Origin of the sequence: Ramlibacter alkalitolerans (assembly GCF_016722765.1) — a bacterium.
In the GTDB taxonomy this organism is placed as follows: domain Bacteria; phylum Pseudomonadota; class Gammaproteobacteria; order Burkholderiales; family Burkholderiaceae_C; genus Ramlibacter; species Ramlibacter alkalitolerans.
In genome coordinates this window covers 18,634-43,121 of sequence record NZ_JAEQND010000002.1, presented here as the reverse complement: position 1 = coordinate 43,121, position 24,488 = coordinate 18,634, and the positions used below count along the sequence as shown (strand labels likewise).

At 69.1% G+C, this 24,488-nt stretch carries 22 protein-coding genes; 14 read left to right on the top strand and 8 right to left on the bottom strand.

Translation table 11 applies throughout. The features are described from left to right. The first annotated feature begins 16 nt into the window (after positions 1 to 16). From JI746_RS03170 to JI746_RS03160, 3 genes are read left to right on the top strand one after another with little or no spacing between them, the layout of a single operon-like run. Positions 17 to 1,657, top strand: coding sequence for a 3-(methylthio)propionyl-CoA ligase (locus tag JI746_RS03170; protein ID WP_201687349.1), 1,641 nt, complete (start codon positions 17 to 19; stop codon positions 1,655 to 1,657). Next, positions 1,657 to 2,673 (top strand): YeiH family protein, encoded by a 1,017-nt coding sequence (locus tag JI746_RS03165; RefSeq protein ID WP_201687348.1) that lies wholly within the window; start codon positions 1,657 to 1,659, stop codon positions 2,671 to 2,673. Before JI746_RS03170 ends, JI746_RS03165 begins: the two co-directional genes overlap by 1 nt. Positions 2,674 to 2,698: 25 nt before the next feature. Continuing rightward, a complete protein-coding gene (locus tag JI746_RS03160; RefSeq protein WP_201687347.1) occupies positions 2,699 to 3,688 on the top strand; it encodes a Bug family tripartite tricarboxylate transporter substrate binding protein in 990 nt (329 codons plus the stop codon). 28 nt (positions 3,689 to 3,716) lie between these two features. Here the strand turns inward: JI746_RS03160 and JI746_RS03155 are convergent, their stop codons facing one another. Continuing rightward, positions 3,717 to 4,211 carry a septal ring lytic transglycosylase RlpA family protein gene (locus JI746_RS03155; RefSeq protein WP_201687346.1) on the bottom strand — a complete coding sequence of 165 codons (495 nt, stop codon included), beginning with the start codon at positions 4,209 to 4,211 and terminating at the stop codon, positions 3,717 to 3,719. A gap of 188 nt (positions 4,212 to 4,399) precedes the next feature. Here JI746_RS03155 and JI746_RS03150 point away from each other — a divergent pair, with 188 nt between their 5' ends. From JI746_RS03150 to JI746_RS03140, 3 genes are read left to right on the top strand one after another with little or no spacing between them, the layout of a single operon-like run. Next, positions 4,400 to 5,749 (top strand): dicarboxylate/amino acid:cation symporter, encoded by a 1,350-nt coding sequence (locus tag JI746_RS03150; RefSeq protein ID WP_201687345.1) that lies wholly within the window; start codon positions 4,400 to 4,402, stop codon positions 5,747 to 5,749. A gap of 7 nt (positions 5,750 to 5,756) precedes the next feature. Further along, positions 5,757 to 6,671: an amino acid ABC transporter substrate-binding protein gene (locus tag JI746_RS03145; protein WP_201687344.1), complete on the top strand. Its 915-nt coding sequence runs from the start codon at positions 5,757 to 5,759 to the stop codon at positions 6,669 to 6,671. An 18-nt stretch (positions 6,672 to 6,689) separates the two neighbouring features. Continuing rightward, entirely contained in the window at positions 6,690 to 7,028 is a 339-nt protein-coding gene (locus tag JI746_RS03140; protein WP_201687343.1) for a GlpM family protein, read from the top strand. A gap of 24 nt (positions 7,029 to 7,052) precedes the next feature. Here the strand turns inward: JI746_RS03140 and JI746_RS03135 are convergent, their stop codons facing one another. Then, positions 7,053 to 8,009, bottom strand: a complete 957-nt coding sequence (locus JI746_RS03135) for a glycerophosphodiester phosphodiesterase (protein WP_201687342.1) — start codon at positions 8,007 to 8,009, stop codon at positions 7,053 to 7,055. Between the two features lie 87 nt (positions 8,010 to 8,096). Between JI746_RS03135 and JI746_RS03130 the strand changes: the two genes are divergently transcribed. The 4 genes from JI746_RS03130 (at position 8,097) to JI746_RS03115 (ending at position 14,268) form a co-directional block, all read left to right on the top strand. Then, positions 8,097 to 8,708 carry a DUF488 domain-containing protein gene (locus JI746_RS03130; RefSeq protein WP_201687341.1) on the top strand — a complete coding sequence of 204 codons (612 nt, stop codon included), beginning with the start codon at positions 8,097 to 8,099 and terminating at the stop codon, positions 8,706 to 8,708. 58 nt (positions 8,709 to 8,766) lie between these two features. Continuing rightward, on the top strand, positions 8,767 to 9,390 hold the full coding sequence (locus JI746_RS03125; RefSeq protein WP_201687340.1) for a glutathione S-transferase family protein: 624 nt from the start codon (positions 8,767 to 8,769) through the stop codon (positions 9,388 to 9,390). A gap of 6 nt (positions 9,391 to 9,396) precedes the next feature. Next, positions 9,397 to 9,978 carry a DNA-3-methyladenine glycosylase I gene (locus JI746_RS03120; protein ID WP_201687339.1) on the top strand — a complete coding sequence of 194 codons (582 nt, stop codon included), beginning with the start codon at positions 9,397 to 9,399 and terminating at the stop codon, positions 9,976 to 9,978. Positions 9,979 to 10,464: 486 nt separating this feature from the next. Next, the gene (locus JI746_RS03115; protein ID WP_330892928.1) at positions 10,465 to 14,268 is read left to right on the top strand and encodes a multicopper oxidase domain-containing protein; all 3,804 of its coding nucleotides are present in this window, start codon (positions 10,465 to 10,467) and stop codon (positions 14,266 to 14,268) included. An 80-nt stretch (positions 14,269 to 14,348) separates the two neighbouring features. On the opposite strand, the gene JI746_RS03110 is transcribed toward JI746_RS03115, so the two are convergent. The 5 genes from JI746_RS03110 to JI746_RS03090 all read right to left on the bottom strand — a co-directional run bounded on the left by JI746_RS03110 (position 14,349) and on the right by JI746_RS03090 (position 18,626). After that, a complete protein-coding gene (locus JI746_RS03110) occupies positions 14,349 to 15,857 on the bottom strand; it encodes an MFS transporter (protein ID WP_330892927.1) in 1,509 nt (502 codons plus the stop codon). 292 nt (positions 15,858 to 16,149) lie between these two features. Continuing rightward, positions 16,150 to 16,488: a hypothetical protein gene (locus JI746_RS03105; protein ID WP_201687337.1), complete on the bottom strand. Its 339-nt coding sequence runs from the start codon at positions 16,486 to 16,488 to the stop codon at positions 16,150 to 16,152. 112 nt (positions 16,489 to 16,600) lie between these two features. Beyond that, positions 16,601 to 17,464, bottom strand: a complete 864-nt coding sequence (locus tag JI746_RS03100; protein ID WP_201687748.1) for an NAD(P)-dependent oxidoreductase — start codon at positions 17,462 to 17,464, stop codon at positions 16,601 to 16,603. A gap of 41 nt (positions 17,465 to 17,505) precedes the next feature. Next, positions 17,506 to 18,300, bottom strand: a complete 795-nt coding sequence (locus JI746_RS03095; protein ID WP_201687336.1) for an N-acyl homoserine lactonase family protein — start codon at positions 18,298 to 18,300, stop codon at positions 17,506 to 17,508. A gap of 32 nt (positions 18,301 to 18,332) precedes the next feature. Next, positions 18,333 to 18,626, bottom strand: coding sequence for a DUF1330 domain-containing protein (locus JI746_RS03090; RefSeq protein ID WP_201687335.1), 294 nt, complete (start codon positions 18,624 to 18,626; stop codon positions 18,333 to 18,335). Between the two features lie 152 nt (positions 18,627 to 18,778). Between JI746_RS03090 and JI746_RS03085 the strand changes: the two genes are divergently transcribed. Next, on the top strand, positions 18,779 to 19,450 hold the full coding sequence (locus tag JI746_RS03085) for a glutathione S-transferase family protein (RefSeq protein WP_201687334.1): 672 nt from the start codon (positions 18,779 to 18,781) through the stop codon (positions 19,448 to 19,450). Between the two features lie 89 nt (positions 19,451 to 19,539). Here JI746_RS03085 and JI746_RS03080 read toward each other — a convergent pair whose 3' ends face one another. After that, positions 19,540 to 20,481, bottom strand: a complete 942-nt coding sequence (locus JI746_RS03080) for a LysR family transcriptional regulator (protein ID WP_201687333.1) — start codon at positions 20,479 to 20,481, stop codon at positions 19,540 to 19,542. A 173-nt stretch (positions 20,482 to 20,654) separates the two neighbouring features. Between JI746_RS03080 and JI746_RS03075 the strand changes: the two genes are divergently transcribed. The 3 genes from JI746_RS03075 to JI746_RS03065 are packed head-to-tail and all read left to right on the top strand — an operon-like array spanning position 20,655 to position 24,445. Then, complete coding sequence (locus tag JI746_RS03075) at positions 20,655 to 22,226, top strand: AMP-binding protein (RefSeq protein ID WP_408004073.1); 1,572 nt, start codon at positions 20,655 to 20,657, stop codon at positions 22,224 to 22,226. Positions 22,227 to 22,236: 10 nt separating this feature from the next. After that, positions 22,237 to 23,445, top strand: a complete 1,209-nt coding sequence (locus JI746_RS03070; RefSeq protein WP_201687332.1) for an acyl-CoA dehydrogenase family protein — start codon at positions 22,237 to 22,239, stop codon at positions 23,443 to 23,445. Positions 23,446 to 23,473: 28 nt separating this feature from the next. Next, positions 23,474 to 24,445, top strand: coding sequence for a Bug family tripartite tricarboxylate transporter substrate binding protein (locus JI746_RS03065; RefSeq protein ID WP_201687331.1), 972 nt, complete (start codon positions 23,474 to 23,476; stop codon positions 24,443 to 24,445). The last annotated feature ends 43 nt before the right edge of the window (positions 24,446 to 24,488 follow it).

Here is a 24,488-nt window from a genome sequence, read left to right as displayed (position 1 = left end):
CCCCCGGAGAACAATCATGTTCGGATCGATGATGCAGCAGCCGCTGCTGGTTTCCTCCCTGCTCGCGCATGCCGAGCGGCACCACGGCGAGCAGGAGGTGGTCTCCCGTCGCGTCGAAGGCGACATCCACCGCTACACCTACCGCGACATGGCGGCCCGCACGCGGCAACTGGCCAACGGCATCGCGGCGCTCGGCGTGCCGGCCGGCGGTCGCGTGGCCACCCTGGCCTGGAACGGCTACCGCCACCTGGAGCTGTACTACGCCGTGTCGGGGTCGGGTGCGGTGCTGCACACGCTCAATCCGCGGCTGCATCCGGACCAGCTGGTGTGGATCGCGAACCACGCCGAGGACGAAGTGCTGTTCTTCGACCTCAGCTTCCTGCCGCTGGTGGAAGCGGCCGCGCCGCGCCTGCGCACGGTGCGCAGCTTCGTCGCCATGACCGACCGCGCGCACCTGCCGACGCAAAGCACCCTGCCCGGGCTCCTGTGCTACGAGGACCTGCTCGCGACCCAGTCCGACCGGTTCGAATGGCCGGTGTTCGACGAGAACACGGCCTCGTCGCTGTGCTACACCTCGGGGACCACGGGCAACCCGAAGGGCGCGCTCTACAGCCACCGCTCGACGCTGCTGCACACGTACGCCAGTGCGCTCCCCGACGCGTTGAACTGCTCCGCGCGCGACACCATCCTGCCCGTGGTGCCGATGTTCCACGTCAACGCCTGGGGCCTGCCGTACGCGGCCTGCATGGTGGGGGCCAAGCTGGTGCTGCCCGGACCCTTCCTCGACGGCCGCAGCCTGTACGAGCTGTTCGAGGCCGAAGGCGTCACCTTGTCCGCCGGCGTGCCCACCGTCTGGCAGGGGCTGCTGGCGCACGTGGACGCGCACGACCTCGGCTTCTCCACCATGCGACGCACGGTGATCGGCGGCTCGGCCTGTCCCCCGGCCATGATGCGCGCCTTCCAGGAGCGGCACGACGTCACCGTGCTGCACGCCTGGGGCATGACGGAGATCAGCCCGATCGGCACCGTCTGCACGCTCAAGCCGCGCCAGGCGGCGCTGCCGGCCGAGGAGCGCCTGGCCATCCAGGCCCGGCAGGGCCGCGCGGTGTTCGGCGTCGACCTGAAGATCACCGGGACCGACGGCAAGGAATTGCCGCACGACGGCCGCAGCGCCGGCGAGCTGATGGTGCGCGGGCCGTGGGTGATCTCGCGCTACTTCAAGGACGACGGCGGCGATCCGCTGGTGGACGGCTGGTTCCCCACCGGCGACGTCGCCACCATCGATGCCGACGGCTTCATGCAGATCACCGACCGCAGCAAGGACGTGATCAAGTCCGGCGGCGAGTGGATCAGCTCCATCGACCTGGAGAACATCGCCATGGCGCACCCTGACGTGGCCATGGCAGCCTGCATCGCGGCGCGCCATCCGAAGTGGGACGAGCGGCCGCTGCTGGTGATCGTGAAGAAGCCGGGAGCCTCGCTCACCCGGGAGCAGCTGCTGGCCTCGTTCGAAGGCAGGATCGCCCGCTGGTGGATGCCCGACGACGTCGTCTTCGTCGACGCGATCCCGCTCGGTGCCACCGGCAAGATGCTCAAGGGCGTGCTGCGCGAGCGCTTCGGCGAACACCTGCTGTCCGGCCAGCTGCAGGCGGCGTGATGCGCGCGCAGCTGGCGGCCTTTTCCGCGGGCGGCATCGGCGATGCCGTGCGCGCCGTCTCGCCCGGCCTGATCGCCTGCGCGGTGGTGGGCGCGGCCTCCGCCTTCCTGTCGGACCACTACGGTGGCCCGGTGATGCTGTTCGCGCTGCTGCTCGGCATGGCGATGAACTTCCTGTCCGCCGACGGCGCGTGCCGGGCCGGCATCGAGTTCGCCGCGCGGCAGGTCCTGCGCGTGGGCATCGCCCTGCTCGGACTGCGCATCACCGGTGCCCAGGTGGTGGCGCTCGGCTGGGAGCCGGCGGCCCTGGTGGTGGGAGGGGTGGCGGCCACGATCGCCGTCTCGGTGCTGGCCGCCCGCGTGCTCGGATTCGATGCCCGCTTCGGGCTGCTGACCGGCGGCGCCACCGCCATCTGCGGCGCATCGGCCGCGCTGGCGCTCTCGGCCGCGCTGTCGCCGCATCCGCTGAAGGAACGCGCGACCCTGTTCACCGTGATCGGCGTCTCCGCGCTCTCCACCCTCGCCATGGTGCTGTATCCGGTGCTCACCGGCTGGCTGGGACTCTCCGATGCGCAGGCGGGCCTGTTCCTCGGCGCCACCATCCACGACGTCGCCCAGGTGGTCGGCGCCGGCTACAGCATTTCCACACCCGCCGGCGACGCCGCCACGCTGGTCAAGCTGATGCGCGTGGCCACGCTGCTGCCGGTGATCGTGCTGGTGGCGCTGGGCAGCCGCGCCGGCGCGGCGCAGGGCGAGCGGCCGCCGCTGCTGCCCGGGTTCGCGCTCGGTTTCGCCCTGCTGGTGGCGATCAACAGCTTCGGCTGGATCCCGTCCGCCGCGCAGGTGGCGGGCAGCGAGCTTTCGCGCTGGTGCCTGCTGGCCGCCATCGCCGGCATCGGCATGAAGACGCATCTGCGCGAACTCGTCACGGTGGGCTGGCGGCCGGTGCTGCTGATGCTGGGCGAGACCCTGTTCCTCGCCGGCCTCGTCCTCGTCTACCTGCGCGCAACTTCCTGAGCGCAAGCCTACACTGGAGAACCCCATGCAACGACCGCATTCCCTTTCCCTGCGCCGCCGCGCCTGGCTGGCCCTGGCCGCCGGCGCGCTGGCGAGCCCCTGGGCCGCCGCGCAGGACGCGTCCGCGCGGCCCCTGCGGCTGCTCGTCGCCGGGCCCGCCGGCGGCAGCGCGGACATCGTGGCGCGCCTGGTGGCCGAGCCGCTGTCGCGCGAACTGGGGCGACCCGTCATCGTCGACCCGAAGCCCGGTGCCGCCGGCGCGATCGCCGTCGGCGAGCTGCTGCAGGCGACGGCGGATGGCAACACGCTGCTGGTGGGCGTGAATTCGCTGGTGAGCGAGATCCCGCACATCGTGAAGCTGCGCTGGGACATGGCCAAGGCGGTGCGGCCGCTGGCCGAACTGGCCCGCGGCGGCCTCGTGCTGGTGGCGCATCCTTCGGTCCCGGCCGCGACGGTGCCGGAGCTGGTGGCCTATGCCAAGGCCCATCCGGGCAAGCTGAGCTACGCCTCGTACAGCCCCGGGACCATGTCGCACGTGCTCGGCGTGATCCTGAACCGCGCCGCCGGCATCGAGCTGCTGCACGTGGGCTACAAGGGGTCGACGCCGGCGCTCGCCGACGTGATGGGCGGGCACGTGCCGCTGATGTTCGACGGCCTGGCCACCTCGCTGCCGCTGGTGCGCGGCGGCAAGCTGAAGGTGCTGGCGGTCAGCACGCCGCAGCGCGTGCCGCAACTGCCCGCGGTGCCGACCTTCCGCGAGGCGGGTTACCCGCAGATGGAGGCCACCGCCTGGCTGGGCCTGTGGACGGCACCCGAAGTGCCCGCGGCCACGCAGGCGCGCATCCGCGCGGCGACGCTGAAGGTGCTGGCCGATGCGGCCCTGCGCACGAAACTGCTCGAGACCGGCTTCGAGGCCGGCGGGCCGCGCAGCACCGAGGACCTGGCGCGCGAACTGCACAGCGACTACGAGCGCGTGGGCGCCGTGCTGAAGTCGGTCGGTTTCCGGCCGGAGTAAGCGCCCCCGATGCGGGCGCGACATCAGGTCAGAGGCCGAACAGGACGACCGGCGCTTCGCCGGCTTGCAGCAGGCCGAGCGCCACGGCCGCGGCCTTGCTCACATCGATGATGCGCTCGGCAATCCAGGGGCCGCGGTCGTTGATGCGGACCACGACCTCGCGGCCATTCTGGGCGTTGCGCACGCGCACGCGGGTGCCGAAGGGCAGGCTCCGGTGCGCGGCGGTCAGCGCGTTCATGTCGAAGCGCTCGCCGCTCGCCGTGCGCTTGCCGTGGAAGCCCGGCCCATACCAGGAAGCCCGTCCGCGCCCGAGTTCGGCCTCCGCGGGCTTCGTCACTGCACCGGGCTCGGGCCCGGTGCCCTCCGCCGGCCTGGTCACTGCACCGGGATCCGGCCCGGGGCGGCTGCCATCGGGGGTGGTGGAGCATCCCGCCACGAACAGGGCGAGCAGCAAGGCAGGCAGCAGCCTGGCGGCCCCCCGCACGGGCAAGCTCCGCTGGCTCGCAACGGGCGAGACGGCCATGTCCACTCCTTCCTCTCTTCGAGCGAGCGAAGATAGCAGCCGCCCTGCGCCCGGGCAAAGGCATCGTCGGCGAAAGGAGACAAGCTCCGTCACACCTGGATGGCCCCAGGAAACGCATGATCGAGGTGTGCGCAGGCCTGCTGCGCATCGCGATAATTCCCCATCGACGAAGAAAGTGCAGGAAACAGATGGCCGAGACCGTGTATTCCGGATCCAGGGTCGAACCTGCCGTGCCACGCAGGAAGCTGCCGGCGGCCGCGTGGATCTTCATCGCCATGCTGGCGGGCATCGCACTCGGCTACGCCGTTTACGTGGAGTTTCCGGACCGCAAGGTGGCGGCGGAGATCGCCGGCTACATCTCCATCGTGTCGGACGTATTCCTGCGCCTGATCAAGATGCTGATCGGCCCGCTCGTGTTCTCCACGCTGGTCGTCGGCATCGCGCACATCGGCGACGCGGCCTCGGTGGGGCGCGTCTTCGGCAAGGCGCTGGCCTGGTTCCTGACCGCCTCGCTCGTCTCGCTGATGCTGGGGCTGGTGCTGGCCAACCTGCTGCAGCCCGGCGTGAACATCGGGCTCCCGCTGCCGGACGCCAGCACGTCGGCGAACCTCGCCACCTCCAAGTTCACGCTCAAGGACTTCATCAGCCACCTCGTGCCGCGCTCCTTCTTCGAGGCCATGGCCAACAACGAGATCCTGCAGATCGTGGTGTTCTCGATGTTCTTCGGCGTCGCGCTCTCGGCCCTGGGCGAGAAGGCGAAGACGCTGATCCACGCGATCGACGAGCTCTCGCACGCCATGCTCAAGATCACCGGCTACGTGATGAAGCTCGCGCCGCTCGCGGTGCTCGCGGCCATGGCGGCGACGGTGGCCGTCAATGGACTGGGCATCCTCCTGAAGTTCGCCGTGTTCATGGGCGACTTCTACCTGGGGCTCATCCTGCTGTGGTCCCTGCTCATCGCCGCCGGCTTCGTGTTCCTGGGGCCGCGCGTGCTCAGGCTCATGCTGCTGATGCGCGAGCCCTTCCTGCTCGCCTTCGCCACCGCGAGCTCCGAGGCGGCGTACCCGAAGATCCTCGATGCGCTGGACCGCTTCGGCGTGCGCCGCAAGGTCTCGGCCTTCGTGATGCCGATGGGTTATTCCTTCAACCTGGACGGCTCGATGATGTACTGCACCTTCGCGGTGCTCTTCGTCGCGCAGGCCTACGGCATCGACCTGCCGATCGGCACGCAGGTCACCATGCTGCTGATCCTCATGCTCACCTCGAAGGGGATGGCGGGCGTACCGCGCGCCTCGCTGGTGGTGATCGCCGCGACGCTCAACCACTTCGCGATCCCGGAGGCCGGCCTGCTGCTCATTCTCGGCGTCGACACCTTCCTGGACATGGGCCGCTCCGCGACCAACGCGGTGGGCAACTCGATCGCCTCGGCCGTCGTGGCGAAATGGGAAGGCGCGCTCATGACCGAGACGGAGGCGCAGGCGCACCTGCAGGCCATCGAGGCGGAAGCGGCGCAGCCGGCGCACGCGATTGCGGAGTGAGGCGTCCATGAAGCCGTGGACCTCGCTGCTGCTTGCCACGCTGCTGGCCTGCACGGCCAGCCTCGGCGCGGCGCAGACCGAAACGTCGCCCATCGCGCTCACGGGCACGCTCGCGAAAGTGCGCAACACGGGGAGCATCACCCTCGGCTACCGCGAGGCTTCGGTTCCCTTTTCCTATCTCTCGACCCGCGGCGAACCCATCGGCTATTCGATCGACCTGTGCAAGTTGCTGGTCGACGCGATCGGCGAGGCCGTCGGCCGTGCGCCCGGCATCCAGTGGCTGCCGGTGACTTCCGAGACGCGCATCCCCGCCGTGACCCAGGGGCAGGTCGACCTCGAATGCGGCTCCACCACCAGCAACGTCGAGCGCAAGAAGCTGGTCGCCTTTTCGCCGGTCATCTTCGTCGCGGGCACCAAGCTGCTGGTGCGCAAGGGCAGCCCCATCCGCTCGTTCCGCGATCTCGCCGGCAAGCGCGTGGTGGTCACCGCCGGCACCACCAACGAGGCCGCAATGAAGGAGATCGTGCGCAAGTTCCAGGTTCCCATGCTGCTGTCGACGGCGGCCGATCATGCGCAATCCTTCGAGCAGCTCGCCAGCGGCCAGGTGGACGTGTTCGCGACCGACGACGTGCTGCTGCATGGCCTGGTAGCGCTGAACAGGCGCCAGGGTGAATTCGAGGTGGTGGGCGAGTTCCTCTCGTACGAGCCCTACAGCCTCATGTACCGCAAGGGCGATGCGCAACTCGCGGAGCTCGTCGCGCGAACTTTCCGGCAATTGGCCGACGATCGCGAGCTGGAACGCCGCTACGAGCGCTGGTTCCTGCGCCGGCTGCCCGGGTCGGACGTCAGCCTCGACCTGCCCATGAGTCCCCAGCTGGAGGCGATCCTGGAGATGCAGTCCTCCGGCGGCGAGGTCGAATAGCGAGGTCCGAGCGAGGCCATGCCCCTGTCCCTCGTGCTCAAGGCGCTGATCGGTGCCGCCGCCGTCCTGCTGATCGCGCTGCTGTCGAAGTCGCGCAGCTTCTACATCGCCGGCATGGTGCCGCTGTTCCCGACCTTCGCGCTGATCGCCCACTACATCGTCGGCAGCGAGCGCTCCGCCGCGGACCTGCGGCAGACGGCGCTGTTCGGGCTGTGGTCGCTGTTCCCCTACGCGGTCTACCTGGGGCTCGTCTACGTCCTGAGCGTGCGGACCACCCTGCTGGCCACCCTGGGCGGGGCAACGCTGGGCTGGCTGCTTGCTGCGGCACTCGTGCTGGCGGTGTGGACGCGCAGCTGACGCGCGCGTCGCACGGCACTCACGTCACCGCACCGGGGCAGGCAGCGCGAGACCCCGTCGTGCCATCACCTCGCGCACCCGGTCCGGGTAGTCGCTGATGACGCCATCCACGCCCCAGCCGATGAGGCGATCGATGACGGCGGGGTCGTTCACCGTCCAGGGGATCACCTTCAGGCCGAGCGCCTGCGCCTGCCTGACCAGGGCCTCGGTGAGCGCTCCCTGGTTGGGCGACCAGACCTTGCCGCCCGCGGCCTGGACCATCTTCGGCGCGCTGCCGTGGTCGGCGAACCTCATTCCCGCCGTCCACGTGCCGTCGCGGGTGTTGTCGTTGCCGGGGGACTGCACCGTGAGGTAGACCGTGGGGATCGCCGGCGCGAGCTGCTGCACGATCTGCAGCGTGCGCCAGTCGAAACTCTGGATGCTCACCCGCGAGGCCATGCCGGCGTCGTTCACCACCTGCAGGAGGCGCCGGGTCATGGCCTCGGGCGAGACGGTCTCGCCGGGCTGCGTCGGATCGGTCTTCGTCTCGATGTTGAAACGCACGGCATCGGCATGGCGCGCCTTCACGGCATCGAACAGATGCGCGAGCGTGGGCACGCGGGTGCCGTCGACGGCTTGCTGCGTCTCGAAGGTCTTCGCATACGCGGTGCCAGGCTGGATGCGGCCGACGTCGAAGCTCTGGACCTGCGCCAGCGTGAGCTCGCGCAACAGCGGGCCGCGCGGGCCGGGCAACCATTGGCCCGAGGCGTCGCGCGCGATCAGCGGATTGAGGAACGGATCGTGCGAGATCACCACGACGTCGTCCGCAGTGACGCCCACATCCAGCTCCAGGGTGTCCACACCGATCGAGAGCGCGTGCTCGAAGGCCGGCAAGGTGTTTTCCGGCCGCAGCCCGCGGGCGCCGCGGTGGCCCTGCAGGTCGAAAGCCCAGGCGGCTGCCGAAACGCTCAGCGCGGCGAGGACGACGAGGTGGCGGAACATGGCCACCATTCTGCACAGGGGCCGGCACGTCGCAGGCAGAAACGGGTCTCCCTCCCTCTCCCCCTCCTGCCCTCTTACCATGCGCCCATGGATGGCTCGCCAGCGCAAGATCAGGACGGATCCCCGAGCTTGGCCCCTGCGGCAGTGCCCGAGGCCGAGGTCTGGACCATCGGTCATTCCACGCACCCCCTTCCTGCGTTCCTGGACCTCCTGGACGCCAACGGCATCGACTGCATCGCCGACGTCCGGCGCTTTCCGGGCTCGCGCCGCCATCCGCAGTTCGGCGCCGACGCGCTGGCTTCCTCCCTGGAGGCACATGGCATCGCCTACCACTGGTTCGCCGAGCTCGGCGGGCGCCGGCGGCCGGACCTGCTGGAACCGGAGGGCAGTGCATGGCGGCATCCGTCGTTCCGGGCGTACGCGCAGTACCTGCGATCGGAGGAGTTTGCGCAGGGCCTGCATTCGCTGATGCACGTGGCCACGGCCGGCAGGACGGCGATCATGTGCTCCGAGCTGTTGTGGTGGCGCTGCCACCGGCGGCTCATCGCCGACGTGATGCTGTACTGCGGTTGGCGGGTGACGCACATCATGGGCCGCAATGAATGCGCGTCCCACCGCCTCGCGCCGCCGGTGCACGTGACACCCGACGGGCTTTCCTACGCCATCGAGGACGTCGATGGCGCGGGTCCTTGTTGCTGATCGGGCAGAGGCCGCGCGCGAGCCGCTAGACTGCGTCCACCCACAGGGAGCTCACCGCATGGCGATCGTGCTTCATCACCACCCCTTCTCCCGCGCGGCGGGCGTCGTCTGGATGCTCGAGGAACTCGGTGTTCCGTACGAGCTTCGTTTCGTGGACATCCGGCAGGGGGACCAGAAGTCCAGAGAACTCCTTGAGCTGAATCCGATGGGCAAGCTCCCGATCCTCGTCGACGGCGAGGCCGTCGCCACGGAGTCGGCGGCCATCGGGCTGTACTTGGCGGACCGGTACGCGCTCGGTCGCCTGGCGCCGCGACCGGACGATCCGGCGCGCGCGACCTACCTGCGCTGGTCCTTCTTCGCGCCGTCGGTGATCGAGCCCGGCTCCATGGCCAAGGCCGCGAACTGGGAGTTCAAGCCCTTCCAGGCAGGCTGGGGCGACCATGCATCGATGCTGCGTGCGATGGAATCCGCGGTCAGCGGGCGCGAGTTCCTCCTCGGCGATCACTTCTCGATGGCCGACGCGATCTTCGGCGGGACGCTGCGCTACCTGCTGCGCTTCGGAATGCTGGAGGCGCGGCCCGCCTTCGTCGCCTACAGCGACCGCCTCTCCGCGCGTCCCGCACTGCAGCGCGCCGACGCGCGCAACCTGGCCGTCGCGAAGGAGCATGGCCTGGACATGTAGCTGGCCATGAGCGCCGCCCGCCCCCATCGTTGCGCCTGGGCCGAAGGCGACGACACGCTGATGGCGCGCTACCACGACGAGGAGTGGGGCGTGCCCCAGCACGATCCGCGCATGCTGTGGGAAATGCTGATGCTCGAGGGCTTCCAGGCGGGACTGTCCTGGCGCACCGTCCTGCACAAGCGCGAGGCTTTCCGGCAGGCCTTCGCCGGCTTCGACCCGGAGAAGGTGGCGCGCTTCGGCGAGAGCCGCGTCACGCAGCTCCTGGCCGACCCGGGAATCATCCGTTCGCGCGCCAAGATCGAGGCCGCGATCGAGGGCGCCAGGATCTATTGCCGCATGCGCGAGACCGGCGAGGACTTCGCCGCCTTCTGCTGGTCCTTCACCGCAGGCCAGGTGCTCCGGGGTGACGGCCGGCAGGTGCCCGTGAGCACGCCGAAGTCATCGGAGATCTCCAGGGAACTGAAGCGCCGCGGCTTCAAGTTCGTCGGCCCCGTGATCGTGTATGCCTGGATGCAGGCAGTCGGCATCGTCGACGATCATGCCGTGGGCTGTTTCCGCCGGCAGGCGCAGGCGGCTGGCGGGAGCTAGGTCGGCTGGCGCCGCATGGCGCGATGCAGGCGCCTCTCGTGTCGCCCAACCCCCGCATTCGGGGTCAGTTCCCCCCAAACGTGGCGGGGATTTTCCCCCGGAAGTGGGAGGATTCAGGCCCCAAGGTGCCGATGGTGCCGGCACCGGAGTTCCGATGGAGCGGGCTCACGGCCTTCTCCTCGATGGACCCGACGAACGAAGGTCAGAACGTGCCGATCGCACGGTCGGCGAACCTGCGCCCCTCTGTCTACTACTTCACAAGAATTACTGCTTAAACCAAAGGTCCGCACGCAGGCACGTTCGGTGCATCCCCGCAGCCTGCAGGTATCTGCAGAGGCGATGCACATCGCGCGCTTCTATCCCTTGTCGCTAGGGGGCAGTATGAAGGACGATGCACGGACGCAGCGGGTCAAAGGACCCGCGCACAGGGCCTGGTTCGCATTCACCGCCACATGCGCGGCCGCGATCGGCTCCCTCACCCTGAACGTGAGCCTGGCTTCGGACGACGTGGACACGTTCGAAGAACCGCCGCCGACGGACCCGGGGTACTACCGTCCCCAATCCGACAACCCTGTGCTGTCGATCGACGCGCTCAAGCTCGCGCCCACCCCGGTCTACGGATCGATGGAAGTGCCGGGCGGCAGCTATCTCACCAAGGAGGAAGTGAACAGCGGCGGAGCGCTCGCGCCGGTCGACCTGACCTCGCGCAACTATCCGAGCAACGGTTTTCCCAGCTCCTTGTTCGGCGCCACGCCCTGGACGCAGAAGCTGCTGATGTTCGAAGAGTTCGGCACCGAACGGCTCGACCCGAACCAGCAGGCCGGCACCCTGCCCTTCCCGCAGCCCCGGAAGGGGCCGGCGCCGCAACAGGACCCCGGCAATGTGGCGCGCAGCGGCCCCGACTCCGCCGAGCTCGACGCGTTCCTCGCACAGACCGGACTGCATCCCTTCCCCACGCGGCAGGCGAACACCTCCTGGTCCAATCCCTGGAAACCCGAGGTGGAACTGTTCCTGGATCGCTTCCTGGCGGAGGCACCCGCCGAGGGCCGCCCGCCGGGCGAGGGATGGGCGCACCAGCGCTGGAACGAGTTCTACCCGCAGGCGTACTTCAAGACCGTGCAGGCGGGTGCGCGCACCAACAACGGCGTTCGCGACGCCCGGCAGATGCACGAATACAAGGTGGGAGAGTTCGGCCCGGGCGGGCTGTACTACAACACCGCGGACGACACCAACCCGCAGTTCGACGGCACGACCCGGGGCATCCCCGTACGGATCCACCCGAAGATGCCGGTGCAGGATCACAAGTCGGTGTGGACCTTCGACGGCACGTTCCCGCCCAAGTTGCTCATGGTGCGCTACGGCCAGCCGGTGCTCATGCGGCACTACAACGGCCTGCCCATCGATCCCGCGGCCAACCACGGGTTCGGCCTGCACACGATCACCACCCACGAGCACAACGGCCACAACCCGGCCGAGAGCGACGGCTTCGCCAACGCCTTCTTCTTCCCCGGCCAGTTCTACGACTACCGCTGGCCGATCCAGCTGGCCGGCTACGACAGCATCAATACCGCCGCCACCGACTCGCGCGCCGCCTTCCCGTGCGCGCCGGGCGAGACGCTGTGGGTCAACGACATGACGGCCAGCCGCAAGACCTGCGACCAGGGGCGCATCAACATCCGCGGCGACTGGCGCGAGACGATGTCCACGCACTGGTTCCACGACCACATGTTCGATTTCACGGCGCAGAACGTCTACAAGGGCAACGCCGCGATGATGAACTACTACTCGGCGCTCGATCGCGGCAACGAGGCCATCGCCGACGGTGTGAGCCTGCGCCTGCCCTCCGGCTCCGCGCTGCCCTGGGGCAACCGCGACTACGACGTGAACCTGCTGATCGCCGACAAGGCCTGGGACAGGCAGGGGCAGCTCTGGTTCAATCCGTTCAACCTGGATGGCTTCATCGGCGACCGCGTGCTGGTGAACTGGCAGTGGGCGCCGGTCCTGGACGTGCGGGCGCGCAGGTACCGCTTCCGCATCCTGAACGGCTCCGTCTCGCGCTTCTTCGAGTTCGCGCTGGTGGCCGAATGCACGGGCGAAACCACCTGCCCGATGCCGGGGCCGGTGGGCTCCGGCAAGTCGTACCAGCGCGCGCCCTTCCACATGGTCGCCAACGACGGCAACGTCATGGAGCATGCGGTGCCCTTCGACGGCACGATGGACCTGGACCACGACGGCGATGCGGCCGAACACAATGGCGTGCTGCCCCTGCAGGGCATCGCCGAGCGCTACGACATCGTGGTGGACTTCTCGAAATACGCGGCGGGCACCAGGCTGTACCTGGTCAACCTGCTGGAGCACGACACCGGCGTCGGCGTGAACGCGACGGTGGCACTCGAGTCCGTGCTGAACGAGACCTACAAGGCCGTCATCGAGCGCAAGGACGGCGTCGACCGGCGCTGGCGCGACGGCGATCCGGGTGTCGGCCTGGTGATGCAGATGGTGGTGCAGCCCTACGCCGGTCTCGATGCGAGCATGAACCCCGCCGACTACGAGCCGGCCAAACCCGGCAAGGCAGCAGGCAAGAAGATGGTGCCCCTGTGGCTGGACCGCTCGGATCCCGCCATGCTCGCGAAGCTGGCCAACGCGCGCCACCGCGCCTTCCACTTCGGCAGGAACACCGGCACGGACGAGAGCCCGTGGACGATCCAGACCGACGAGGGCTTGGCGTACACGGCCGACATTCGCCGCATCGACGCCGCGGCGCAACTCGCCAACGGCCCGACGCCGGGCGGCTACGAAGGCCAGGGCACCCTGGAAGTGTGGGAACTCAAGACCGGCGGCGGCTGGAGCCACCCCGTGCACGTGCACTTCGAGGAAGGCATCATCCTGCAGCGTGGCGGCATGGAGCCGCCCGAATGGGAGAAGTGGGCCCGCAAGGACGTCTACCGCATCGGCAGCGAGGACGCCAGCACCCGCAGCGTGCAACTCGCGATCCACTTCCGCGAATTCGCCGGCACGTACATGGAGCACTGCCACAACACGCAGCATGAGGACAACTCGATGCTGCTGCGCTGGGACATCGAGCGGCCCGGCCAGTTCCTGCTGATGCCCACGCCGCTGCCGTCCTGGGAAGGCGTGGAGTACGTGGCCTCCGTGGGCGTGCCGACCTTCCGCTCCGGCTCCGCCGGCGGGCCGCCCGTCGTCGTGCCGCCGCCGAACGATCCGCCGCTGGCAGGCAGCGCCTCGACCGGCGCCGTGGCCGCCCGGCCCGTGACCATGAACCTGCTGACCGGCGCCACCGACCCGGATGGCAACAACACCGTGCACCATGCGGAGATCACCGACTGGCCGGTGGCGCTGGGACCGAAGCCCTCGCCGGTGAACGGGCTCCTCAGCTTCGTGCCTCCGCGCGTCGGCAACTTCAGCTTCGGCTACCGGGTGGTCGACGACGCAGGTGTTCCTTCCACCAACGTCGGCAAGGGTTCGGTGGCGGCGGTGGCCAGCGAGGCCCTTGCCTTCCTCCGGGCAAACTACACCCGCAAGTTCGGAATCTGGGCGGTGGTCGGGACCGACCGGGTCCATGCCGGCCAGACGATCGTCGTCACCTACGCGAACGGCACCTTCGCCAAAGGGCCGTTCGCAGGTCGAAGCTGCGACGGAACGGCGACCATTCCGGATTGCGTGGTCGGTACCGTGCTTCTGGGTGCATCCAACACATGGAGCCTGAACCTGCGCCTGGGCAGCGGCGGCGCGAAGGACCCCGGCAATTCGGACGGCACGTGGAGTACGCGGCCCACGAGCCTGCGTGCCTCGTCGACTGCTCCGGATCTGGGCGGGTCGGCCACGTTCCCGATCAACTTCGTCGACGACGCCGATGTTCCTCCCACGAACGTCGGCGGGGGTTCGGGGGCGGCAGTCGCCGAGGAGGCCATCGCGTTGGTCCGGGCCAACTACACCCCCAAGTTCGGAATCTGGACGGTGGTCGGGACGGACCGGGTCCATGCCGGCCAGACGATCGTCGTCGCCTACACGAGCGGCACCTTCGCCAAAGGGCCTTCCGCAGGTCGAAGCTGCGACGGAACGGCGACCGTTCCGGACTGCGTGGTCGGTACCGTGGTCCTCGGTGCTTCCAACACCTGGAGCGTGAACCTGCGCCTGGGCAGCGGCGGCGCGAAGGACCCCAGCAATTCCGACGGCACGTGGAGTACGCCGCCCGCGAGCGTGCGTGCGTTCTCGAGCAGCCCGGATCTCGGTGGGTCGGCGACACTCCCGATCACCCTCATCCATTGACGGCGACCCGGCCCTGGATCCTCCGCGATCCAGGCACTCGGTCACAGTCGGCATCCGGGCCGCCTCTGCGGCGCCGGATGCTACTGCGTCCCGGCACCCTCCCCGCCCTGCCGTGGCTCGATCCACACCGCAGCGACCACGGCGCTCGCCAGCGCCAGCGCGGCGCTCACGGCCATGATCCAGTGGTAGCCCGCCACGAACGACGCGTGAACGGCATCGCGCGCGGCCGCCGCCGCTGCCGCCGGCAACTCCTGCGGCAACGCGATCGCCGCCAGGCTGGCGCGCTGTGACCAGATGCCATCGGCAACGTCGCCGCGCAAGCCCGAAGAAACGAGGGCCTGCTGCAGCCGCGGCTCGAAGATGGAGGCCATCAGGTAGCCGAAGACGGCGACGGCCAGCAGGCCCGCGACGCGCGACACGGCGTTGTTCACGCCCGAGGCCGTGCCCGAGACCTCGGGTCCCACCGCGTTCATCACCGTCGTCGTGAGGGGTGCGACGGCGACGGCCATGCCGAGGCCCATGACGGAGATTCCGGGCAGGAAGGCGCTCCAGTAGCTCGCGTGCACGCCCGCGAGCGCCAGCAGCGCAAAGCCGCCGGCGGCGATCAGCGGGCCCACGACCAGGGGAAGGCGCGCCCCGTACCGCTCCACCAGTCCGCCGGCCCAGCGCGAGAGGGCGAACATCATCACGATGAAGGGCAGGAGGGCCGCACCCGCGGCCGTGGCCGACAGGCCTTGCACCTGGATCAGGTTCAAGGGCAGGAAGAACAGGCCGCCGCCCAGGGCCGCATACAGCAGCAAGGTGAGCAGGTTGGCACCGGCGAAGTTGCGGTTGCGCAGCAGGTGCAGCGGCAGCATCGGCGAGGGCCGCGCACGCTCGACGCGAATGAAGGCCGCGAGCGAGGCGATGCCCACGACGAGGGCCAGCAGCACCGCCATCGAGCGCCAGCCCCGCGTCGGCGCCTCGATGAACGCGAAGACGATGCCACCGAGCCCGAGCGTCGCAAGCAAGGCACCGGGCGTGTCGAGCTTCGTGCCCGATTTCGCCGGGTCGCGGCTCTCCGGCACGCGCGCCCAGGTGATGCCGAGCACCACCAGCGCCAGCGGCACGTTGACGGCGAACGCCCAGTGCCACGAGTAGTGATCGATCAGCCATCCGCCCACCAGGGGTCCGCCGCCCGAAGTGACGCCGGTGAATCCGGCCCATGTGCCGAACGCCTTGCCACGCTCGTCCTGCGGGAACGTCGCACTGATCAAGGCGAGGCTCCCCGGCACCAGCAGCGCGCCGCCGACACCCTGCGCGGCGCGCGCTGCAATGAGCTGGTGCACCGTCTGCGACAGGGCGCACGCGAGCGACGCCAGGCCGAACAGGCCGACGCCGGCCAGGAAGACGCGCCGCCGCCCGTGCAGGTCGCCCAGGGAGCCGCCCACCAGCAGGAGCGCGCCCAGCAGGAGGGCGTAGGCTTCGATGACCCACTGGGCCTCGTAGACGGTGGCCGACAGCCCATGCTGGATCGCCGGCACCGCCACGTTCGCGACCGTGCCGTCGACGAATGCGAGGCTGGAACCGAGGATGGAAGCGGCCAGCACCCAGCGCTTCTGGCCCGCAGTGCAGGCGGACAGGCACTCACCGCGGCGCGCCGCGGCTTCATCACAGGGAAGACGGATGCCCTGGCTCACGGGTCGCACGCTCGCCGGAGATCACCTGGTTCATCCGGCGGATTATCGGGCGAGTGCGACAAGCGACCGGTACGACAGCAGAACCGCGCGGCACGGCCTTCTATCGCGCTTTCGCGACTGCGACGCAAGGTCTCTCCTCCAGCTGGAGGCACGAGCGGCCGCGCGCAGGCAGTCGGTCCGGCAGGGGCCGGACCGTACTCGATCAACCCATTTGCAGCTGCTTCTTGAGACTCGACGCCTGCTGGTGCGCGCGCTGGATGGCCTGCTGCAACTGCGGATCCACATTGCCGGCGTTGCGGCAGGCCTGCATCGCCCGGTCCGCAGCCTGCTCGAGTTGCATGACCGGCTCCCGCAATTGGGAGGCGTCACCCTGCTGCTGGCTGGCGTTGCTGCTGCAAGCCTGCTGCGCCTGCCGGGCCTGCTGATGGAGTTGCTCCACGGATTGCTTCAGGTCGCCCGGTGCGGAGGCCGCTGCCCGCTTGGCTTCGTCAGCGCACTCCTCGATCGAACTGATGCTTTGCTGGATGTTGCTCGTCTGCATGATCTTGCTCCTTGTCGTTGCAGATCCAGCGTAGGCACCCTGCCGCCGGCGCAGCGTAGGAAATCGACCGTTTCCATTCATGGCTGCGGTTCGGACCGGACCGCTGACGTCTTCAGTCCTTTTCGAGATAGCGGAACAGTTCGGTATGGTCCGCATTCGGTCCGAGCCGGGACGAAGCATCGCTGGCCATCTGCTGGACCAGCTGCGCCAGCACCATCGGTTGCCCCAGCGAGGGGCCCAGGGCCGCTGCGATGCCGACGTCCTTGGCAGCCAGCGCCAGCGAGAACCCCGAATCGAAAGTGCGGGACAGCATGTACTGGTGAGCCTTGTTCTCCGTCGTGTTGTTCCGCCCGGTGGAGGCATTGATCACGTCGACGACGGTGGCGGGCGCGATTCCGAACGCCTGCCCCACATGCACTGCCTCCGCGGTCGCGATGAGCCCGGCGAGCGACACGTAATTGTTCAGGGCCTTGAGCGCATGTCCCGCCCCCGAGGGGCCGACGTGCGTGATGTTGCTCCCCATCGCCTCCAGCAGCTTGCGCGAGCGCTCGTGGGCCGCGGCATTCCCGCCGACCATGATGGCGAGTGTTCCGGCGGCGGCCTTCTTCACCCCTCCGGAGACCGGCGCATCGATCAGCACGATCTCCCGCTCGGCAAGCCTGCCTGCCAGTTGGCGCGTGCGATTCGGGTCCGACGAGCTCATGTCGATCACCACCGTGCCCGGCTGCAGATGCGGCGTCACGCGGGAGAGGGCCTCTTCCACCGCGTCGGAGTTCGGCAGCATCGTCACGATGGCGTCGCGTTCCGCGCAGGTTTCGGCGCCCACGGCGGCGACGGTGCCCGGATGATCGTTCAGGAAAGCGGCCTCCGTCTGCGGGTTGGCATCGTGCACTGCCAGGCCGAAGCCCGCCTGGTGCAGCCGATGCGCCATGGGGCGCCCCATCATGCCGAGGCCGATGAATCCGATGTGTTGCATGGCAGTGTCGAAGTGGATGTCCGGCAGCGCGGTGTTCTGCTTCAGCCGGCGGGTTCCCAAAGGCGCACGGTGAACTCGGGGTCCGACGGCTCCGGGCGGAAGCGCTTCATCACCAGGGGGTCGTGTCCCGGCACCAGCCAGCCGCCGTCCTTGACGAAGGCCTTGGCGCGTTCGAACGAGTCCATCAGCTCGGTGGGGCTGTACACGATGGGGAAGGGTTGTGCGAGTTCGAGGTTGGCGTAGTAGTGGAACAGGTCGGACGCCAGCACGACCGGCCCTGCTTGCGTCGCGACCCGGACCATCTGCAATCCGGCGGTGTGGCCGCCCACGCGATGCAGGGTGACGCCGGGTTCCAGTTCGGCATCTCCATCCACGAATTCCAGGCGCTGGTCGAACAGGGCGTTGACCATTCCGATGATGTCTTCCCGCTCGTACGCGAGGCGAAAGAAGTCGCGACACATGTACTTGCCCGTCGCGAACTCCATTTCCCTTTCCTGCAGCCAGAACCTGGCCTTCGGAAACGCGTCGACATTGCCGGCGTGGTCGTAGTGCAGGTGGGTGATCACCACGTCCTCCACCAGCCGCGGGTCGACCCCCATGCGCGCGAGTCCCTCCGCCGGGTGCCGCAGCATCGTGCGCCCGCGCTCCCGTGCCGCGCGCGCGTTGTACCCGGTGTCGACGACGATCGTGCGGCCGCTGTCGCAGAGAATCAGCCACAGGAAGTAGTCCATCGGCATCGCCGCCTCGTGGTCGCCCGGCGGATGGATGAAGTTGGTACGAGCCGTGCGCTCCAGATGGCCATACTTGATGGCGTAGACGCGATGCGCGTTGGTCAAGATGTCTCCTTCACGCCTCCCCCATCTGCCGATCACTCTGCGGCGGGCAGGATGCGGATGTCGCGCTCGGCGCCGTTTCCGAGTGCCGCCAGGGCCTCCTGGTACGCGGGGCTGTCGTGCGCTGCGATCGCTTGCTCGACGCTGTCGAATTCGATCAGCACGGCGCGCTGCGCGACGCCCATCTCGTACACCTTCGCCGGCATGCCACGCGCCATGAAGCGGCCGCCTGCGGCCTGGAGTGCGGGGCCGGCCAGCTTGGCGTATTGCGCCACGGCAGCGGGGTCGCTGATCGACCGGTAAGTTGAAATCCAGTAGGCCTTGGGCATGGGTGTCTCCTTGCGTTGCGACGGGTGGGAAGGCGACAGTGTCGCGCATCCCGGCTCTTCGCTCACGATCCCAGGACCGGGACCTTTCCGGCTGGCATGCACTGCAGCCAGTTCGTCCCTCCGCAGGTCCCGGGCTTTCGTATGCTGCAGGGATGATCCGCCTGTATCACTGCGTCAGCGCCCGCTCGTTCCGCGCCCTCTGGGCTCTCGAGGAACTCGGCTTGCCCCATGAACTGATCATGCTGCCGTTCCCGCCACGGCAGCATGCGCGGGCGTTCCTCGAGATCAATCCGCTGGGCACGATCCCGCTGCTCGTGCACGGGGAGACCCGGATGACCGAATCGGCGGCCATCTGCCAGTACCTGTGCTCGCTGGTTCCAGGGACGCTGCTGGAAGTTGACCGCGGGGACGCGGAATACGGCAGCTTCCTGAACATGCTGCACTTCGGGGAGGCGACCCTCACGTTCCCGCAGACGCTGGTGCTGCGCTACTCGCGCTTCGAGCCGGAGGATCGCCGCCAGCCGAGCGTGGCCGAAGACTATGCGAAGTGGTTCCTGGCCCGGTTGCGAACCCTGGAGCCCCGATTGACGCAGGAGAGCTACCTGTGCGCCGGCCGCTTCACGGCAGCGGACATCTCGGTTGGATATGCCTTGATGCTCGCCGATCTCATCGGCCTGGCACCCCGGTTCACGCCGGCCGTCGCGGCGTACTGGGAACGCCTTCGCGAACAACGCGCTTATCGACGCGCCCTGGATGCCGAACACGCGGCGGCCATCGCCCAGGGCGTGTCCGTCGTTCCAGCGCCCTTGGGCGGGGGTCGCTGATCCAGGTGGGTGTGTCTCCACGCCAACGTCACCGGAGCACGATGGGCCTTGCCGTCGTCGAGCCTGAGGGCGCAAGCATCCTGCAGGCATCAGTCGCCAAACCCCTGCACATCGGCCGCTGGCGTCTCGCTGACCGGCTTGCGACCCTCCTGCAGGATCTCCAGGAATCGCCTTGCGAGGGGCGGCAGTGGATGGGCCGCGCGCATGACCGCGCCGATGGCGCGCGTGAAGCGCGCCTCGGCGAAGGGCAGCGGCGCCAGCCCCGTGACGCCGCGCCCCGCCAGCATCGCCTCGCTCATGATCGAGACCAGGTCGCTGTGGACCAGCAGGCGGCTCAACTGGCCGGCGGTGTTGCTCACTTCCACCGCGACGCGCGGCGGCGGCAGCCCGGCTTCGGCGAGCCGCGCCTCCACGCCGCGGCGGCCTGCAACGCCGGGGCCGGGCAGCATCCACTGGGCATCGACGAGATCCTGCAGGCGCACGCGCCGGCGTGACAGCAGCGGGTGGCCCTCGCGGACCACCATGCAAAGGTCGTCGCTCATGAGGGGGACCGCCTCCAGATCCTCCGGCAGGACGCGCGGGATCGCGTGGATGGACAGGTCCAGGTCGCCCAGGCGCAGCGCCGCGATCAAGGCATCGTTCAGGTTGATGTCGACCCGCAGGCGCGCAGCGGGACGCTGCTGGTGCAACTTCAGGCAGGCGGGCACGAACAGCTGCTGGGCGTACAGCGGCGACACGCCGACCCGCAGCAGGCCCATGGCCCCCAGGTGCAGGTCGGCCGCCTCCTTGATCGCATCGCCCAGGCTGGCGCGCAGGGCTTTCGTCCGCTGCCGGAACTGCGCCGCCACCGGCGTCATCGTCATGCCGCGCGCGCCGCGCTCGAAGAGCGGGAAGCCCAGTTCCTTCTCCAGCCGCTGCAGGCCCTTGGTCAGCGCCGGCTGCGACAGGCCCAGCGCTCCCGCGGCCCGGCGGACCTGCCCGTGCTCCGCCACGGCCAGGAAGTAGTCGATGTCGTCCAGTCGCACTGCCATCCCCGCACCTCCGTGAAGATTCCCGCCTTGCCTGGGCAGACGGTCTCCGATAACCGCTCGTTATCGCAGAGCCCCGCTGGATTATCCGCAGGCCGGTCCTTGCTTCCTAGACTTCGGGCACACCAAGGAGACAAGACCATGACGCACAGCCCCCGCCGCGGAGAGGCCCGCCCGTGAACCTCGGCATGTACATCGCGCGCAGCGCGCGCTTCTGGCCCGAGCGGCCGGCAGTCCTGTTCCGCGACGGCGCACTCAGCTACCGTGCGCTGGAAGAACGCTCGAACCGCCTCGCGCACGCGCTGAAGGCGCTCGGGCTGAAGCGAGGCGACCGGGTCGCGGTCGTTTCGCCCAATCGCCCCGAGATCGTGGAGCTGGAATGCGCGCTCTACAAGGCAGGTCTGGTCAAGGTGGCGCTGAACTCCCGGCTCGCGCCGCAGGAATTGGCGGATGCGCTCGCGAACGCCGAGCCGATCGCCTGCCTGGCCGGTCCCGAGCACCGCGCCATGGTGGATGAAGCGTCCCGTGAGGTGGCTTCCCTGCAGCACCGCATCGCCTTCGATCCTGCCGCTGCGGACGCGGATCGCGGCTGGTTGTCGTACGAGGACCTCCTTGCCGGCTCCCCCGACTCGCATTTCCACGAGGAAATGCAGCCCGACGAACTGGCCGTGCTGCACTACACCTCCGGATCCACCGGCAAGCTGAAGGCGGCGATGCAGACCGTGGGCAACCGCATGGCCTCCTTGCGAAAGGTGACCATGGGCCGCATGCACGCCGGCCCCGGCGACGTGTTGCTCCTGTCGGGCCCCATCACGCATGCCAGCGGCATGTTCATCCAGCCGATGCTGTTCCAGGGTGCGACCATCCTGCTGCTGGAGGGCTTCCGGCCGGCCGACTACCTGGCGGCGATCGAGAAGCACCGCGTGACGATGGCCTTCCTGGTGCCGGCCATGATCCACGCGTTGCTGGCCGAGCCCAGCCTCCGTACGCGCGACCTGTCCAGCCTGCGCCTCCTGAGCTACGGAGCTGCGCCGATGTCACCGGCACGCATCCGCGAGGCTTGGGCCGCCTTCGGGCCCGTGCTGGCGCAAGGCTACGGCGCCGGCGAGACGACCGGCGGCGTCGTCGGCCTGAGCATCGCCGACCATGCAAGCGCCATCGAGGGCGATCGCCCCGAACTGCTGTCGGCCTGCGGCCGTCCGCTGTGCGAATCCGACGTACAGGTGCTGGACGACGCCGGCCATCCCGTCAGCCGCGACGCCATCGGCGAGATCTGCGTGCGCGGGCCGGACGTCTTTGCCGGCTACTGGCGCGCACCCGAGCAGACGCAGGCGGCGCTCGACGCCCATGGATGGCTGCGCACGGGCGACCTCGCGCGCGTGGACGACGAAGGCTACATCTACATCGTCGACCGCAAGAAGGAAATGCTCGTGTCCGGCGGCTTCAACATCTACCCGAGCGAGATCGAGTCCGTGCTGGCGCAGCACCCCGCGATCTACGAAGTGTGCGTGGTCGGCGTGCCTGACGATCACTGGGGCGAGACGGTGAAGGCCGTCGTGGTGCTGCGCGAAGGAGCCAGCGCACGGGACGAGGAGATCATGGAGTTCTGCCGCGGCCGCCTGGCGGACTTCAAGCGCCCGCGCTCCGTCGACTTCGTGCCGCAGCTGCCGAAGAACGGCAACGGCAAGCTGTCGCGCAAGGACGTGCGGGAACACTACTGGCGCGGCCGCGAGCGGCGCGTCAACTGAGGAGCGCTGCATGCATACCTCCACCCCGGCGCTGCGCGCGCCGCTGCCGCCCTTCGAAGGCTCGGACGCCGCGCGCGACTTCATCTCACGTGTCGAGACCTTCGTGCGCGAGGAGCTGGATCCGCTCGCCAGCGGGCACGGCATCACCAGCGAGAGCGGCGCGCCGCGCGCCGTGCTGGAACAGGTCTGGAAGCGCTCGCGCGACCTGGGCTTCTACGGCGTCACCCTGCCCAAGGAGTTGGGCGGGGCCGGCTTCAGCATCCTGGACCACGCACTGATCAAGGAAGCGATCTACGCCAGCGGGTCCCCATTTGCACCGCACATCCTGGGCGAACTGACCGGCCCGCCGCGTGTGGGCGCGCTGGCGAAGCAGGCAACGCCGGACCAGATGGAGCGCTTCATCCTGCCGGTGGCGCGGGCGGAGAAGGCGATCTGCTTCGCGATCACCGAACCGGAGGCGGGTTCGGACGCGGGCGCGCTGCAGACCCGTGCCGTGCAGGACGGCGACAGCTTCATCCTGAATGGCACCAAGCGCTTCATCTCGGGCTCGCCCTTCTGCGACTTCGCCGTGATCATCTGCTCGACGAGCCAGGACCCGGCCGTGCGCGAGACGACGGCGTTCTTCGTCGAACGCGATCGCCCGGGCTTCCGCGTGGAAGCGGGGTACAGGACCATGGCGGGGCAGACGCACACCGGCAACATCGTGCTGACCGACTGCCGCGTCCCCGCGGCCAACCAGATCGGGGAGCGCGGCCGCGGTCTCGCCCTGGCGCTCGGACGCATCACGGTGAATCGCCTGCTGCACTGTCCCGCGATGCTGGGCCTGGCCCGACTGGCGCTGGAAGACTCGCTGGCGCACGCCGTACGGCGCCGCCAGTTCGGCCAGCCGATCGGCACGTTCCAGGCGGTGCAGCACCTGCTGGCCGACATGGCGACGGAACTCCTCGCCGCACGTGCACTCATGCTCAGCGTGGCACGCACGCTGGACCACGGCGGCGACGCGCGCGCCGAGGCTTCGATGGCCAAGCTGTTCTGCTCCGAGACTGCCTTCCGCATCGCCGACCGCGCGGTGCAGGTGCACGGCGGCGAGGGCATCGTGCAGGGCAGCCGCGTGGAGTTCCTGTTCCGGCTGCTTCGCATGTACCGCGTGCTGACCGGCACGAGCGAGATCCAGCGCAACACCATCGCCCGCGAGCTGCTCGGGGCTGCCGTCCGCTAAGACCCGACACGAAATCAAGGAGACAAGCATGCAGACCATCCGACGCAACCTGGTGCTGGCAGCCGCCGGCCTCGCGCTGACCGGTGCCGCCGTGGCGCAGGAGGCCTTTCCCTCACGCCCGATCAAGTGGATCGTGCCCTACCTGGCCGGCACCGCCCCGGACATCACCGTGCGCATCACCGCGGAGGCGCTCTCGGACATCCTCAAGCAGCCCGTGGTGGTGGAGAACAAGGGCGGCGCCGCCGGCAATCTCGGTGCGCAGATCGCCGCGCGCTCGCCGGCGGACGGCTACACCTGGGTGTACTCCGCGACGCCGATGGCCACCAACATGCGCATGTACCGCAAGCCGGGCTACGATGTGATGAAGGACTTCATCCACGTCGGCGGGATCACGCGCTCCGACGTCGTGCTGGTGGTCGCGGCGGACTCCGGCATCCACAGCGCGAAGGAACTCATCGAACGTGCGCGCAAGCAACCAGGCAAGCTGTCGTACGCGTCCGGCGGTGTCGGCACCCCGGCGCACATGGGTGCGGAACTGATCCTCAGGAGCACCGGGGCGCAGGCGCTGCACGTGCCTTACAAGGGCGCTTCCGAATCGGCGAATGCGGTGCTGGGAAAGCAGGTCGACTTCGCGCTCACGATCAGTTCGGTGTCGCTGCCCCACATCGCGGCCGGCAAGCTGAAGGCGCTAGCGATCACCGCGCCGACGCGCAACCCGCGACTGCCCGAAGTCCCGACGCTGGCGGAGGCCGGCATCCCCGGCGTGACGCTGGTTTCCTTCGGTGGCCTGTCCCTCCCCGCCGGCACGCCTGCGCCCATCGTGCAGCGCGTGAGCGAAGCCCTGCAGAAGGCCCTGGCGGACCCCTCCGTGCGCGCCCGGCTGGAGGCCAATGGGGCCGCCGTCGTGGCCAGCAAGTCCGATGAGTACGCCCACAGCCTCCAGTCGGAGATCGTGCTGGCCGAGAAAATGATGAAGGTCGCCGGCATCACGGCGCAGTGAGCCGCACGAACCGTTGACCGACGCGTCAGGCTTGGGGAATGAT